The organism is Burkholderia mycopellens, assembly GCF_964265025.1.
Taxonomy (GTDB): Bacteria; Pseudomonadota; Gammaproteobacteria; order Burkholderiales; family Burkholderiaceae; genus Burkholderia.
On sequence record NZ_OZ183802.1, the window covers coordinates 180,451 to 194,955 of the forward strand.

Annotated in this window: 17 protein-coding genes; 2 read left to right on the top strand and 15 right to left on the bottom strand. The window is 68.3% G+C overall.

Annotated features, from left to right (window positions below; translation table 11 throughout):
• Positions 1 to 140: 140 nt before the first annotated feature.
• Positions 141 to 389: an ogr/Delta-like zinc finger family protein gene (locus tag ACPTTC_RS00790; protein ID WP_174916740.1), complete on the bottom strand. Its 249-nt coding sequence runs from the start codon at positions 387 to 389 to the stop codon at positions 141 to 143.
• Between the two features lie 180 nt (positions 390 to 569).
• Positions 570 to 785, bottom strand: a complete 216-nt coding sequence (locus ACPTTC_RS00795) for a hypothetical protein (protein ID WP_107312543.1) — start codon at positions 783 to 785, stop codon at positions 570 to 572.
• Between the two features lie 90 nt (positions 786 to 875).
• Between ACPTTC_RS00795 and ACPTTC_RS00800 the strand changes: the two genes are divergently transcribed.
• Entirely contained in the window at positions 876 to 1,367 is a 492-nt protein-coding gene (locus ACPTTC_RS00800; RefSeq protein WP_226199263.1) for a helix-turn-helix domain-containing protein, read from the top strand.
• 312 nt (positions 1,368 to 1,679) lie between these two features.
• A complete protein-coding gene (locus ACPTTC_RS00805; RefSeq protein ID WP_226199277.1) occupies positions 1,680 to 1,976 on the top strand; it encodes a hypothetical protein in 297 nt (98 codons plus the stop codon).
• Positions 1,977 to 2,150: 174 nt separating this feature from the next.
• Here ACPTTC_RS00805 and ACPTTC_RS00810 read toward each other — a convergent pair whose 3' ends face one another.
• The 13 genes from ACPTTC_RS00810 to ACPTTC_RS00870 all read right to left on the bottom strand — a co-directional run bounded on the left by ACPTTC_RS00810 (position 2,151) and on the right by ACPTTC_RS00870 (position 14,406).
• Complete coding sequence (locus ACPTTC_RS00810; RefSeq protein WP_423391294.1) at positions 2,151 to 3,221, bottom strand: phage late control D family protein; 1,071 nt, start codon at positions 3,219 to 3,221, stop codon at positions 2,151 to 2,153.
• The gene (locus ACPTTC_RS00815) at positions 3,218 to 3,649 is read right to left on the bottom strand and encodes a phage tail protein (RefSeq protein ID WP_069246823.1); all 432 of its coding nucleotides are present in this window, start codon (positions 3,647 to 3,649) and stop codon (positions 3,218 to 3,220) included. Before ACPTTC_RS00815 ends, ACPTTC_RS00810 begins: the two co-directional genes overlap by 4 nt.
• Before the next feature lie 24 nt (positions 3,650 to 3,673).
• Positions 3,674 to 6,247: a phage tail tape measure protein gene (locus tag ACPTTC_RS00820; protein WP_423391295.1), complete on the bottom strand. Its 2,574-nt coding sequence runs from the start codon at positions 6,245 to 6,247 to the stop codon at positions 3,674 to 3,676.
• Positions 6,248 to 6,262: 15 nt separating this feature from the next.
• The gene (locus tag ACPTTC_RS00825; protein ID WP_006484104.1) at positions 6,263 to 6,376 is read right to left on the bottom strand and encodes a GpE family phage tail protein; all 114 of its coding nucleotides are present in this window, start codon (positions 6,374 to 6,376) and stop codon (positions 6,263 to 6,265) included.
• 8 nt (positions 6,377 to 6,384) lie between these two features.
• The gene (locus ACPTTC_RS00830; protein WP_423391296.1) at positions 6,385 to 6,765 is read right to left on the bottom strand and encodes a phage tail assembly protein; all 381 of its coding nucleotides are present in this window, start codon (positions 6,763 to 6,765) and stop codon (positions 6,385 to 6,387) included.
• A gap of 75 nt (positions 6,766 to 6,840) precedes the next feature.
• Positions 6,841 to 7,350, bottom strand: a complete 510-nt coding sequence (locus tag ACPTTC_RS00835; RefSeq protein ID WP_048251463.1) for a phage major tail tube protein — start codon at positions 7,348 to 7,350, stop codon at positions 6,841 to 6,843.
• 28 nt (positions 7,351 to 7,378) lie between these two features.
• Positions 7,379 to 8,551, bottom strand: coding sequence for a phage tail sheath protein (locus tag ACPTTC_RS00840; RefSeq protein WP_174916733.1), 1,173 nt, complete (start codon positions 8,549 to 8,551; stop codon positions 7,379 to 7,381).
• 60 nt (positions 8,552 to 8,611) lie between these two features.
• Positions 8,612 to 9,292 carry a tail fiber assembly protein gene (locus tag ACPTTC_RS00845; protein ID WP_423391297.1) on the bottom strand — a complete coding sequence of 227 codons (681 nt, stop codon included), beginning with the start codon at positions 9,290 to 9,292 and terminating at the stop codon, positions 8,612 to 8,614.
• A 15-nt stretch (positions 9,293 to 9,307) separates the two neighbouring features.
• Positions 9,308 to 11,908, bottom strand: coding sequence for a phage tail protein (locus ACPTTC_RS00850; RefSeq protein WP_423391298.1), 2,601 nt, complete (start codon positions 11,906 to 11,908; stop codon positions 9,308 to 9,310).
• A 6-nt stretch (positions 11,909 to 11,914) separates the two neighbouring features.
• Positions 11,915 to 12,457, bottom strand: a complete 543-nt coding sequence (locus ACPTTC_RS00855; RefSeq protein WP_423391299.1) for a phage tail protein I — start codon at positions 12,455 to 12,457, stop codon at positions 11,915 to 11,917.
• Positions 12,450 to 13,364, bottom strand: coding sequence for a baseplate J/gp47 family protein (locus ACPTTC_RS00860; protein ID WP_423391300.1), 915 nt, complete (start codon positions 13,362 to 13,364; stop codon positions 12,450 to 12,452). The genes ACPTTC_RS00855 and ACPTTC_RS00860 overlap by 8 nt, the downstream gene beginning before the upstream one ends.
• The gene (locus ACPTTC_RS00865) at positions 13,361 to 13,723 is read right to left on the bottom strand and encodes a GPW/gp25 family protein (RefSeq protein ID WP_423391301.1); all 363 of its coding nucleotides are present in this window, start codon (positions 13,721 to 13,723) and stop codon (positions 13,361 to 13,363) included. Before ACPTTC_RS00865 ends, ACPTTC_RS00860 begins: the two co-directional genes overlap by 4 nt.
• Complete coding sequence (locus tag ACPTTC_RS00870) at positions 13,720 to 14,406, bottom strand: phage baseplate assembly protein V (protein ID WP_423391302.1); 687 nt, start codon at positions 14,404 to 14,406, stop codon at positions 13,720 to 13,722. Before ACPTTC_RS00870 ends, ACPTTC_RS00865 begins: the two co-directional genes overlap by 4 nt.
• Positions 14,407 to 14,505: the final 99 nt, after the last annotated feature.

Consider the following 14,505-nt stretch of genomic DNA (forward strand, 5'->3'; position numbering starts at 1 on the left):
CCGTTCAGGCACGATGCGAGGGAAACGCGGGAACGAGGGTTAGGGCCTGTTCACGCTAATAACGGGCTTGCGCTGGCCCCACGAATGATTTTTTCCAAACAGGGAAACGTGCGTTATTAGCGTGAACAGGCCCCAGTGCGTCAGACCGGCAGCTCGAGTTGCGCGGCCAGGCGTTCGCGCACGTGCGGCGAGAGCGGCAACTGCAACGAGAGGTTCGGGACGGCGGACGGCGACAGCGTGCGGGCGAATTCCATGTTGACGACGTACGTGTGGCCGCACTCCGGATTCGCGCACTGGAAGGTGATTTCGCGGAACGTCAGCGACATTTCGCGGCTGCTGCGTGCGGTGGCGCGGGTGCGGCAGTGCGGGCAACGGTTCAGGATTCGCATGGGGACGTGCTCCGGGCGAGAGTCTGCGCATGGCCGGGCGGGCAGTGGGCTGCGCGGGCGATCCGGCTGCATCGCTGGCCGATCGGCGGATTGGTGCGGGCGTGCGCGCGGCTCACAATCGACGCTGCGGGCACGGACGGTCGGGCGCGTTCGAAGGTGCGGAACATGCGGGCGCCCGGTTCAACGGCCGACGGTGCGTGAGCGCGGCGTCGCGATCGCGCGCAGGTGGCTCGCGCCGATGCGGATCAGCTCGCGCGCCATGCTGGAGATCGAGCGGTTGCGCTGCGCGGCGAGCTGCTCGAGCTCGCCGCGTTCGACAGGCGTCAGCCCCACGTAGACGGGTTTGTCCGACATCGTGCCGCGCGGCGAACGGCGCGGGCCTTTGGGAGTAGTCATGGTCGGTATACTTTGTCGAGATAGTCTTGCGTTACGGTAAGGCCAGTGTAATGAGCAAAAAACAGCGCGTCAATTGTTAATGGGTAATTTATGACACAAATCGGGAGTCGCTTGCGGGACGAGCGCCTGCGGATCGGGCTCAGCCAGGACGAGTTCGCGACCGTGGGCGGTGTCGCGAGGCGCTCGCAGTCGGCGTACGAGTCGGATGAGCGCTCTCCCGACGCGGCCTATCTGCTGGCCGTTCGCGAGATCGGTGTCGATATCGGCTACGTGCTGACCGGTGAACGATCCGCCGCGGGCGAACCGGCGCCGGCGGCCGGCAGCCGCGACGCGGACGAAGCCGACGTGCTGGCGATGTACCGGCAGCTCAACGACGCCGGCAAGGCGTCGCTGCACGCGTTTCTCGCCAGCTGCATCAGCACGGGCGCGATGGTGCAGGCGGCGGCGCCGCGGCGCGCGAAGCGCCTGCCGGAGAATCGCCGGGCGGCACTCGATCAGCGCACGGCGGAAAACGTCGAGCGGGCCATGGCCGAGGTCGAACGGCTGAAGTCCGAGCGCGCGGCGAAGCAATCGAAGAAATAAGCGGCCGCGCGGCCCGCGCATTCTCTACCGCGCATGCCGGCAGCCGCGCTGCACGCGGTCGCACGTTGCCCGATCCGGGCCGCAGCGCGGGCGGCGGCGCGGGCAACCCTACTCCTCTCCGTTTCCCGATGCCACGGCGGTGCGCTGAGCGCGCCGCGCAAGGTCATCGGATAAAATCGGACGAATCACTGTATATCCATACAGTATTGGTTTAGCATTCTGAAAGCCGGTGAGCTGGCGGCGGGGCGTTCCGAGGCGACCCGTCGTGTCGGGCGGCCCCCGGTGGATGACTGAGTTTGCGGAGACCGGAAAATGGACACCAACAGGAAGCACGACATCGGGACGATCGGCGCGTCGGCGCACGCCGACCACCGCGCGGACACGCGCGGATTGACGATGGGCCCGCCGCGATATCGTCCGGACCTGAGCGACGACGAGCGGGCCGACGCGCACGCCGCGATCGACAGCGCGATGCTGTCGGTCGGGCAGGTGCTCGAGGCCGCGCTGCAGGCGATGGCCAATTTGCGCGATGCGCGCGCCACGTTGCAGCAATGCGGCGACGCGCGGGACACGCGCATGACGCTCGGCGGGCGTCAGCAATCGAGCTGAACCGCCGCGACCGATCCCCGCCGGCCGGCATTCGCTCCGGCCGCTGCATCGAACCCGAGCCGCGCATCCCGCGCGTTGCCTCGCTCCGCCCCCCCGAGATCCTGAATTCGCCACCGCGATCGCCGGCACGCGATCGCGTGCCCGGCATCGCGGCACGGGCCGCTCCTTCACCTGTCAGCGCTTGCCGGCTCGACCCGACTGCTTCGGCGCATCGCGTACCTCGAGCTCGAGCGCGGTCGTGAAGCCGCCGTCGCCGATCGTATGCGTTGCCTTTTTCACGAGCCACGGCGTGTCGTCGATTTCCGGCTTGAACCCCGTCACGGTGACGGGCATCTCGGGAAACAGTTCGGGCCGGCCCAGTGCGAGCGTGTAGCTCAGCGTCGACTGGCCGCGCTGCGTGCGCGCATAGTCGGCTTGCGCGGCCGCGCGGGCCTCGGCTTGCGTCGCGTAATCCTCGGGCAGCACCTTGACGTTCTTGCCTTGCGCGTCGCCGACGACCACCGACAGCCGCCGCGCGCTGCCGTTCGAGTGATAGTGCGCGCGCACCGACGTGTAATCGTCGCGTTGAGCGATGTGGTAACGATGCTGGTCGCCGCTTGCGCGCGTGATGGCCAGCACGTCGAGCGGCTTGCCGCTGACGGTCTTGCCGCTGCCGATCGGCATGAACAGCAGACGCTTGTCCTTCACGGTCATCACCGCGTCGTAGCGCCTGGCGAGGCGCGTCAGGAACGACATGTCGGATTCCTGCGTCTGGTCGACATGGTCGATCCGCGTCGCGGCGAGCGTGGCGTCGACGGCGGCCGTGAGCCCGTAGCGCGTCGCGATGGTGCGCACGATCGCGCCGATCGTCTGGCGGTGCCAGCTTTTCTCGCGGCGCTCGTGCATGCCGTTCGTCATCGATGCCGAGCGCGCGCGGATCGTGATGACGTCCGGTGCGCCGCTGTGCTCGACTTCGTCGACCGTGAACGCACCTTTGTCGACGAGCGGCTCGCCGACCCAGCCGATCGACAGCTTGATGCTCGCGCCACGCTTCGGAATCGCGAACGTGCCGCGCGCGTCGTCGAGCACCAGGTCGAGCATGTCGGCCTCGTCCGCGCGCGATTCCGACAGCGACAGGCTGATGAGGTTGGGCGCGATCAGGCGCGACAGGTCGCGGCCGTCGAGCGTGATCCGATAGTCGGCCTGCGGCTGCACGCGACCCGCGCGGGCCTGCGCGTCGCCCGGCTTGCGCTCCTGCGTGCTCATTGCTCGTCCGCTCCGCTTTCGTCGTCCTGCTGCGGCTCGGCCAGCACGCCGTCGTCGACGCGCTTGAGCGTCAGCGTGAACGCGATCTTGCGTGCGATGCCTTCCTTCGTGTGATACGTGGCCGTCTCGTTGAGGCTGTCGATGACGTACGCGCCGTACACGTTGCCGTTCCCGTCGACGAGCACATAGGCGTCGCCGGCGTCGCCCATCCGGGCGAGCGCCTCGATCGACGCGATCTCGCCGATGCCGTTGTCGGGGGCGACGATGCCGGACAGGGTGATCGTGTCGTCGCCGGCACCGGTGAACTGGCTCGCATCGCGCACGCCGATGCGCGAGCTGGTGCGGTGCTTCCAGTTGCGCTGGCGCTGGAGCTCCTGGTAGGGCGTGGTCGCCAGGCTGAAAACGAACTGGTCGAGCGACATCATCATGGGCGGGTTTCCTTCAGCGAACGATCAATCGGACAGGCGCGAGCCGGCGCGCGACGCCTTCGCGCGTTCGGCGCGTTCGAGCTCGGCGCGCACCATGCGCGCGATCTCGGCCGCATCGGCGCCGGGCGGCGGTGCGATGTTGATGGTGACGGGGCCGGCCGCGGGCGCGGCGCTGGCGGCAGCGGCGGCCGGCGCCGTGAGCGGCGCGCGGTAGTCGAGCGACATGTTGTAGCGCTCGAGCGGGGCGGCCGCGGCGATCGCCGGGCTCGCGGCGATCGCGGGCGGGCCGACCAGCGCGGCGGTGGTCGTGAGCGCGGCGGCGGTGCGGGCCATGAGCGACGGGGCGCCGGCAGCTGCGCCGGTCGTGCCGTCGTCGGGCGTGGCCGACGCCTGCATGCCGAGTTTTTCCTTGAGCCAGCCGAGCGCCGAACTGCCCAGGCCGCTGATCGTCTCCTTCAGCGCGACGAAGCGGCTCTTGATGCCTTCGACGAGCCCGGACACCAGGCCGGCGCCGATTTCCTGGAAGCGCGTGCCGAGGTCGCCGAACCAGGCGCCGATGCCGCCGAGCGCGGTCTTTACCCACTCGACGGTGGCATCCCATTTCGCGGTGATCCAGTCGCCGGCCGCGCCGAACGCCTGCTTGATGGTTGCCCACAGCGCGATGAATTTCGGGCCGAGCGTGTCCCAGTTCTGCCAGACGTAGACGGCCGCCATCGCGATCAGGCCGATCACGGCCATCAGCGGATTCGCCATCGCCAACCGGCCGAGCACCATGAATGCCTGCCCGACGAGACTGAACGCGCGGACCATCGACGTCGCGAAGCGGAGCACGTTCACCGATCCGAGCACGTTGCCGAAGACGCTCGCCAGCGTGCCGGCGACGGTGAGTACGCCGCTCAGCCCGGCGAAGGCCGTAACGAGGATGCGGGTGGCCGTGCCGTGTTCGCGCACGAACTTCACGATCTTCTCGAGCACGGTGGCCGTGACGTCCAGCGCGGCGTTGTACATCGGCGTGATCTTCTCGCCGATCTCGAGCTTCAGGTCGCGCAACTGCGCGAGCACGACGAGCTCGCGGCCCGCGGTCGAATCCGCGGCCTTCGCCCGCATGCCGGCGACGCCGTCGGCGGCGGCGCTCTGCCGCTCGGTGTCGTGGATCTGCTCGCGCTGGTCATACATCGTGGTGAGCAGGTTCCCCGCGGCCTTGTCGGGGAACAGCTTCGCCAGCTCGGCCTTGACCTTGTCGGGGCTGGTGATTCCCTTGGCGGCGAGCTTCGGCAGCAGCACCTTTTCGAGCCATTCGATCGGCGACGCCTGCAGCATGTCGCTGCCCGTCAGCGCGCCCGGCTTGAGCCCGGCGATCGCGCCGTTCTTCCGGTGCGTGAGCCCTTTCGGATCGACCAGGCCGAGCGCCGCCAGCCGTTGTGCGGCGAGCGCCGTCGCCTTGCCCTCGAGTGCGCTGCCGGACAGCGCGGCCAGGCCTTCGCCGGCCGACTTGCCGCCAAGCTTCTCGATGAGCGGCTGCATCTGGTAATAGAACGCGTCCGTGCGCAACTGCTTGGCCGCGTTGCCGCCTGATTCGGCGAAGTTGTTCCACTCGTCGCCGCTGACCTTGCCGCCGGTCGCCGTCTGCATCTTCTGCACGATGTTCGCTTCGGCGCCGAACGCCGCTTCGCTCTTCGTGCCGCCGCGCAGGTCGATCACCTTCAGCATGCTCATGAACTTGTCGACGTTCGCCTTCGCGTCGTCCTTGCCGTACAGCGCCTCGTTCGCGAATTTCATCGAGGACAGCAGCGGCAGCGCGACCCGCGCATGCTGTTCGTCGCCGCCGAGCTCGGTCAGCGATTCGCGCATCAGCGCCAGGTTGTCGATGGTCGACAGGCCCCGGGCCTGCCGTGCGCGCGCGAATTGCACGGCGTCGGCCGATGCGCCTTGCGCACGCATGCGCAGCGTTTCGCTTTCGGCCTGCTTCGCGGCATCGAGCGGATCGGACAGCATGCCGAGCATGTTCTTGCCGACGCCCTTGACCGCCTCGCCGCGCTTCGCCCACTTCTCGCCGACGCCGCGCAGTGCGTCGATCTTCGCGCGCCGGGCGTCGGCTTGCTGCTGTCGCCGGGTGTCGTACCCGCGCACCCCTGCGTCGATCATCGACGCACGCGACGCCATCGTCGCGCGGAGGTTGCGCTCGTCCCGCGACAGGTTGCGCGTGTCGATGCCCGCGCCGGCGAGCTGGGTGCGCATGGCCTGTACACGGCCGGCCTGGTAGTGGTGCGCGGACGCCAGGTTCTCGGCCGCGCGTTGCGCCTTGTTGAAGTCGCTGATCATCTGTTGCGTCGGCGAGCGGGTCGCGCGCAGCGACTGGGCGAGTGTGTCGACGCGCGCGCGTGCCGCCGCGAGATCCGATGCCGTATTGGCGAGGCCCTTGCGCATCTCGCGAAACTCGCCGATGCGCTTCTGCGTCTTCGCCATGTCGTCCAGCTCGCGGCGGGTGGCCCGCAGCGAATCGGCCAGCCCCTTGTTGCCGGTCAGCATCATTTGCAGGGGCTTCGTCATGTTGTCGACCATGTCGAACATGACGCGCAGTTTCGTGGTGTTGTCCATCGTCGATCGTTTCGCTCATTGGGCGCCGGCGCGTACTCGTGCGCGTTCGCGCCAGTCCATCAGCTCGGCCAGGCTGAAGGCATCCATCACGGGCGGTGTCCAGCCGAACACCGTCGCGATGTCTGCCATCGGGTCTTCTACGCGGTCTGGGAGGCCAGTCGGGATTTCACGGCCTTCGGCATCAAAAAACCGGCAAAGATGCCTCCCAGCTGCACGAGGTCGGCGGGGTCGATGCCGGCGACGTCGGCTTCAGTCAGCATCGGCGTGCTGATGCGCGGCAGCACTTTCGACAGCGCGACGACGTCGAGGCTGACGAGGTCGGACAGCGATACGCCGCGCAGTTCGCCCGATTTCGGCTTGCGCAGCGTGATCGACGTGATCGTCTGGTTGCCGCGCACGAGCGGCGTGTCGAGCGTGTGGGTGGCCGGATCGTCCTGGTCGGGCGTGACGATCGCGGTGACGGCGGCCGCATCGGCCTGCGAGTCGTTCGCGGCCAGGTCGGGTTGCATCGGATTCATGGTGGTCCTGTCGGTGATCAATCGGGGGGAAGTGCGCAGGGCAGGCCCGGCCGGCGTAACCGGCCGGGCAGCGGATTACAGGCCGATCGCGTTGCGCAGCGCGGCGAACAGGTCGTTGCCGTTGACCTTCTCGATCATGTTGACGAAGTCGATCTCGATCACGTCCTGGCCGTTCACGGACAGCTTGTAGTAGCTGGCGACGGTCGTGACCTTGAACGCGGTGTCTTCCTTCGACTTCGCGGTGCCCGGGTCGATTTCGCTGTGGCGGCCGCGGATGACGATCTCGATCGCGTCGACGTTGGTCGAATCCTCGGACTGGTAGCCGCCGGCGAAGCGCAGCAGCACGCCGTCGTGCTTCGTGATCGCGTATTGCCCGAGCACGGAGCGCATGAAGCCGCCGCAGGTCCATTCGAGCTGGATCCCTTCCTGCCCGAAGTCGACCTTGATCGGGCCGCTCATGCCGCCGCCCTGGTAGTCCTCCATCTTGCGCGTGAGCTTCGGCAGCGTGACTTCGACAACCTGGCCGACGAAGTTCTCGCCGTTCTGGAACAGGTTGAATCCCTTGAGTTTGCGAGGCATACCCATCGTGTTTGACTCCTGGTGAGGCCGGTCGTTACGCGCTGACGCGCGCGGCGAAATCGGCGAGGTAACGGTCGGTGATGCGCTGGCGCAGCATCAGGTTTTCGAGCGGCGGCACCGGCGTGTATTCGTAGTCGAGATACGCCTTGCCGGACTTCAGCACGTCGGTCGTGTTCGGCTCCGGGTCGTACCAGGCCGAGCCGCCGATCAGGTAGCCCTGCGAGATCCATTCGCGGAACTTGGCGTTGATCGTTTCGATGATGTCGCGCGGCAGCGACGGGTTGAGCGGGCCGTCGATGATGGCCATCTGCGCTTCGGCGATCGAATCGGCGATGACCTGCGCGGTGCGCGTGTAGTTCTCGAACGCGAACAGCGGATCGTCCGAGCACGTGCGCGAACCCCAGAAGCGGAAGCCGTTGCGGTTCACGAGCGTCGTCACGTCCTGCTCGTTGAGGAAGCCCGCGTCCGTTGCCGGATCCTGCAGGTCCCACGACACGTCGGCGCTGATGCCGGTGACACCGTTCACGCCGACGTTCGACAGCGTCTTGTGCCAGCCGGTGTCGTTGTCGATCTTCGCGCGCAGGCCGGCCGCATACGCGGTGGCCGGCACGACGACGGTCTTGTTGGTCGTGTCGTCCCACGCGAGGAAGTCCGGCCAGACGACCATCAGTTCGCGCTGGCTGAACTGCTTGCGATAGGCGACGGCTTCTTCCTTCGTCTTGCAGCCGTTGGCCGACACGTACGCGAATGCGCGCAGCGACTGCGCGATCGACGCGAGCGCCGCGGCGACGGGTTGCGTGTCGAGGCCCGGCGTCGCGAGGATGCGCGGCTTCACGCCGAAGCGCGCCTGCGCGCCGAGCAGCGCCTTCATGCCGGTGTACTTGCCGTCGGCCGTGACGGTGCCGATCACGTTGGTCGCCGTCTCGGCGGCGTCCTTGCCTTCGGCGACGCGCACGACGATCGTGACGGGCTTGGTCTGCCGGCCGATCGCATCGAGCGTGCGGCGCAGCGTGCCCTTGGTGCCGGCCTTGCCGAGCGCGGCAACGACGTTGGTCAGCAGGACGGGCGTGTCGAGCGGGAAGGCGGTGGCATCGGCGTCGGACGCGGTGCAGACGATGCCGACGACGGCCGTCGACACGGTGCGGATCGGGCGCGAGCCCTCGTTGATTTCGATGACGCGTACGCCGTGGTGATAATCCTGCGGCATGGTGTGTGGCTCCTGTGTGTGCAGATCAGATGAAAGAGAACGGGAGAAATCCCGTGCGGATCAGGCCGCGGGGTCCGCGACCGGAGCTGCAGGTGCGCTTGGCTCTTCGGGCTGGGGGTTCGGCTGTGGTTGCGGCTGCGGCTCCGGCTCCGGCTCCGGCTGCGGAGGCGGTACGTAAGGCGCCGGCGTAGTCGGCCACGTCACCGAATCGGGGAACGTGTCGGACTGGACGACCGAAACGAGTGCCATCTGGTAGGCCGACCAGGCCTTGAAGTAGTAGATGCCTTCGTCGTCGAGCAGGCCCGCTGCGTACGCATCGGCCTTGCCGGCGTTGGCCTTGCGGGCGGCTTCCAGCCGGCGCTCGAACTCGGCCATCGCGGCGTCGCGCTTTTCGCGCTCGAGCAGCGCGGCCGGGATCGCCCACGCGCCGTTGATCCACGCGTGGCGCGGCGACGGCCGTGCTTCGGTCGTGAGGCCGAGTTCGTCGGGCGTCTTGCCGGCGGTCGCGATTTCGACGGCTTCGCCTGTGTCGGTGCGATAGCAGAGGCGGCCGCGAAAGTCGGGCAACAGGGTCCATGCGCCGTCGCGGTAGAACGGCCAGGTCGTCGGCGTGCGCGCCGGTGGCGCGTCGAACGTCGCCCATGACGGCACGAGCCAGCGTTCGGGGTTGCGCGGATCGGCGTCGGGCTGGCCGCTGCTCAGGTATTCGCCGGTCGACTGGTTGTAGTGGTGAATCAGCATGTTTCGGGGTCCAGGTTAATAAGCGCGGATCAACGCGAGCAGCGCGACGTTGCGCGAACGCGATTCGTTGGCGCCGTCGAGGTTGACGGTGATGGCGTGGCTGTGACGACCGGAGCCGCCGATGCCGACGTTGTGGCCGTGGTTGCCGGCTTCGCTGAGCCAGATGCCGGTGCCGGCGCCCTCGGTGCCGTGCATGTCCTGCCGGTCCCAGTTGTACGGGCCCCAGCCTTGGCCATAGGAGGTGGCGACGACGCCGACCCGACCCATCCGGACGCCGTGTGCGTGGCCGGGGTCATTGACGCCGTGGCCGTGCTGTCCCTGCCCGTCGGTCCAGGCCGAGTGCGCGTGATCGCCGACTTCGGCCGCGCTGGCGCCGTGGCCGTGCGAGCGGTTTGCGCTGTCCTGCCACGAGCCGAGGATGCGGTTGGTGTCGACGCCGCGGGCGTCGTCCCAGCACCGGATGAATTCGCCGCGCAACTCCGGCAGGCGGAACGTCGTCGCGCCGTCGCCGGACGAGAAGCTGCCCCATCGGCCTTTCGACCATTCGTCTTCCGTCACCAGCGCGCCGCTGGCCTGCGCGTACGCCCAAAGCGCGGGGTAGTCGGTGCGCTTGACGAGCGCGCCGTTCGCTTTCAGGAACCCGGCGCGCACCGACGTGCGCGGCTCGAAGATGATCTGTCCGACAGACGTCGTCGACAGCGCGGCCAGCACCCATTCGGTCGTGGCCAGCGCGGTCGACCGGTCACCTGCAGCGGGCGTGGGGCCTCGCACGGGTGTCTGGAAGACGGTGCCGCCGGGGGTGAACGAAACCTGCGGGATCGCGTTGCATGTGACGCCGAACGAGCCGTCGTTGATGTGGTACAGGCCAGTGTCCGGCGCACCGTCGTTGATGAACGTGAGCGATGGCGCTTGTGCGCTGCCTTCCGACAGGAACAGCCGCTTGCCCGGGTCGAACTGGAGATCGCCCGCCATCGTGCCGCCCGTCGTGCGATCGAGCGGCGTGAGGTTGCCGGCGTGCCACACCCGCTTGCCGTTTACGCGGAAGGTGCGGTCTTCCATGAAGTACTGGAACGAGTCGTTGTTTCTCCACCAGCCGACCGTCTCGGCATTTGCATAAAAGTAGCCGTCGGTGGGGCCGACCCTGATGCGTCCTTCGTCCGTATTCCTGCCGATTGCGAGATCGCCGCCGATGTTTGTCAGGGCCCCGCTGTCACTGATGCGGACGACTCCGTCGGAGAGTGACCAGGCGAGCGGACGGAAGTCGTTCCACTGGCCTTCCTGATCGCCCTTGTTCGTCGACAGCAGATACACGTTCGTGCCGTCGTTGCGCAGGAATGCGCCGTAGTCGCCGGAGATCGCACGGAAATGCGCGCCGTTTGCATCCATTGCTCGAGAGGTCAACCCGCCCTTGAAAGTGGCGTTTCCTCCAACCTGGATCGCGTTCCGGCCGTCGTCGCCGATGTCGCCGACGGTCAGGCGCTTGGCGACCGAAAACGTCTGCGTGCCACGGCTGACGCGAAACGCAGGGAATTGCGTTATGCCGTCGTCCGCGAATGCATTCACGCCGAAATCGTTGCCGCCGTTGCCCCCGGTCGCCGCGCCGTCACGCTTGAACATCGACCAGCGGATCTTGCCGCCGTCGGTGAAGAACAGTGTCGAGAAGTTGCCGGCGCCGCCGTCGATCGATGCAGCCTTCGAATAGCTCGTACCCTCGGCAACGGTATCGCCGCCGACACGCAGTCGCGAATTCCCGTCGTCGTTCTTGACATCGCCAACCAGCACGCGGCCGCCGTACGCGATGCGCAAGGCGCGCGCCTGGTTCGCGTCGGTCTGGCTATCGTTGCCGGTGCGATTCAGCCACAGATCGACGTACTCGCGTCCCCACGCGCCGTTGTCGAAACCGGAGCGGATCGTGGCGACAAGGCGCGACCCCGTATCCGGGTTGTTGCCGCCGAACGTGCCATGCAGACGGACGCGGCTTTCTCGACCGGTCTTGCCCGATGGCGGGCGAATCGACACGTGCGCCGTGTCCGGACCCGCATCGAACTCGGTGACGACCGGGCCGGTGAACTTCGCGCCGGTCAATGCCGCGTATCGCGACGCGGCCGTCTTCGGCGTGACTGCGCGCGTGTCATCGCTGCCCGCGTCGACCTCCGCCTGCGTCGCCAGCTCGACCACGCCCTGCCGCTCGGTCGTCGCCGGCGGATTCAGGAACGATGCGTCGCCGAACACGAGTTTCGTCGCGTCGATCGTCGCGAACTGCAGGTCGGACGACAGCAGCAGCATCGCGGCCGGCGACTTCTCCATGATCGGCGTCGCCTGGCCATAGCTGGCCAGCAGCACGCCGTTCTCGAGGTAGAGGCCGAACCCGTACAGCGAGTACTGGTCCGCCGTGTCGTCCTTCAGCGTCGTATGGATCGTGTCCGGCGCGACGTTCGCGCCGCCGAAGGACTTGATCCGCTTCAGCTCGTTCGGCAGCTTCGTGAGCCCCTTGTCGGCGACGAACGGCGCGTTCGCCAGGCCGATTTCCACGACCTGGTGGGCATTCGTGCCGCCGTTGCCGGCGGCGACGAGCGCGGCACGGCCGGCGTCGGTGATGATGATCTGGGTTGCCATGTGCGATCAGTAGTCGGTGAGGTTCAGGCGGCGATAGGCCGCCACGCGCGCGGCGGCGCCGACCGGTTGTCGGCCCCGCATTTCGAAGCCCTGCGTGAACGTGTAATGCGCCCGTACCGGCTTGGTCCGGTCGATTTCCGCGAGGATGTCGGCGACGTATTCGGCGGTCGGCGGCTGGCCCTCCTGGCCGCTGACCGTCATCACGAGGTCGAACGTGCCGGGCCGGCCCGGCGGGCGCTGCTCGAACCATTCGCGCAGGACGATGTTTCCGCCGAAGGCCGCGACGACTTCGCGCACCGCGGCGGCGGTGCCCTTGCGGCGGGCGATCGGAATCGCCTGGCTGACCCGGGCGCGTTTCACGTACTCGGGCCAATAGTCCTTCCAGGCATCGACGCCGAGGTGCCACGCGAGCCAGGGCAGCAGGTCGGAGCGGATCGCGTCCGGATTCATCAGCGTCGCGAGCGGCGTCGGCACGTCGTCGATGCGCGCGTTGGTCGCGGCGAGCCGGCGTTCGAGCCGCGTCGCGTTCGGCGGGAGGACGTCATTCATTGCCGTACACCCCGCCGTCGATCAGCTCGATCCCCGTGCAGTACGGCGCCTGCTGCTTCGTCGCCGGCAGCCCGGCGAGCGGGCTCTCGAGGATCACCTTCTGCACGCCGGCCGCGCGGGCGGCCGCGTAGATCCCGTCGAGCGTGACTTCCATCCCGAGGCGGTGCATGGATTCGGTGTATTTCTTCATCGCGCGGTTGGCTTCCGCGAGCGCCACCGCGCGATCCGGGCCGGCAAAGAACACGAGCCGCGCGCGCACCTGGTAGCGCAGGATTTCCGCGCCGCGCACCGTGACCTTGTCGGTGAGCGGCCGCACGTCGTCGGCCTGCAGCGCGGCCGCCACCGCGGCGATCAGCGCCGGGTCAGCCGTACCGTCGCCATCGCGCGCCAGCACCGAGACGAGCACTTCGCACGGAGCCGGGCTGACTGCCGACGCGTCGAGCACACGGCCGTCCGCGTTGCGGGCATGCGAAACGTACGCGCCTTCGGGGCCGGCGACGGACAGGCTCTGCGGCGCGAGCTGCGTGCGGGCACGCAGGTCGGTATCGCTTTCCATGACCGCAGCGAGGTTGTGTTCGGGATCGGCGGGCGTGATCGTCAGGCGCCGGATGCCGAACAGCGCCGCGAGGTGATCGAGGTCCGTGCCGACCGCGTAGGCGAGCATCACGGCGCGCGCGGCGTCGTTCACGCGCTGCCGCAGCACGATCTCGCGGTACGCGTTTTCCTGCAGCAGCTTCACGACCGGCTCCGATTCGAGCGCGAGCGTCGCGGCGATCTCGGCCTGTTCGTCCGCCGGGTAGAGCGACACGAACCGTGCCTTGCGCGCGGCAAGCAGGGTTTCGTAGTCGATCGTTTCGACGACGTCGGGTGACGGCAGCTGCGAGAGGTCGATCGGCGTCACGCTCATGCCGGGCTCCCGGTCGTCATCGGTACGCGGGTCGACACGGCCGTGCCGGTCTCGCCGGTCCAGCCTTCGATGTCGAGATAGACCGACCCGGCCGCCGCATTCGCGTCGTCCGCGGCGAGCACGACGCGGGTGAGCGTCAGGCGCGGCTCCCAGCGCATGAGCGCCGTCGCGACGGCCGCGTACAGCCGGGTGCGCACGGTGCCGTTGCCGGGTGCGTCGATCAGGTCGGGCAGCTCGGAGCCGAACGTGCGGCGTTTCACGCACGACGCGAGCGGCGTCGTCATGATCCTGCCGATCGACTGGTAGAAGTGGTCCAGGCCCGAGATCGAGCGGCCGGTGTTCGCGTTCATGCCTTTCATTGCGGTGCGCTCACGAGTTGTCCATCGCCCTGTTCGCGATGCGTGTGATGCGGGAGGCTGATGCCCTGGGATTTCACTTCGCGGGTGAAGGTGGCCGCGCCGTCGATCTGCATCGTGGCGCCGCCGCCGGCGCCGCCGGTGCCGGTCATGCCGGATTCGAATGCGAACGGGCCCTTGACCGTCATCGCGCCGGTGCAGGTCGTCTGCGGCGCATCGAACGTGATGCGCTCGGCTTTCACGGTCGCGTCGCGGGTCTGCACGACCACCGATCCCGGCGCGACGACGCGCACGGTCGCGCCGGCGGGCAGCTCGGCCGTGAGTGCATGCGCGGCGTGGTCGTACGTGACGCTCGCGCCGTCGGGGTACACACGTGCGTGGGTGTTCGGGCTCGACGCCGGCGCCGGCGCGGCATTCGAATAGACGCCGCGCAGCGCGACGCCCTGCGCCGGATCGCCCATCGGGCAGAGCAGCACGACCTGTTCGCCGGGTGTCGGCGGCAGCCAGTCGCGCGTGCCGCCGGCCGTGCCGGCGACCCACGGAATCCAGTTGGTCTGCAGGCCGTTGCCGTCGGAGTCGGCGTCGCCGACCGAGACGCGGCACAACGCGGCCGCATGGTCGACCGCGAGGATCGTTCCCTTGCGCACCGCGTTGCGTGCCTGCCGTTGAATTTCATTTGCGTCCATGCAGCCATGGTGACGGCCACGCGGCCAGGGCGCGAGCGATCGTCTGTGTCGTCGCAACGAGGACAGCGCGCACCGGATGCCGGCGCGAAGGCGCGCGTC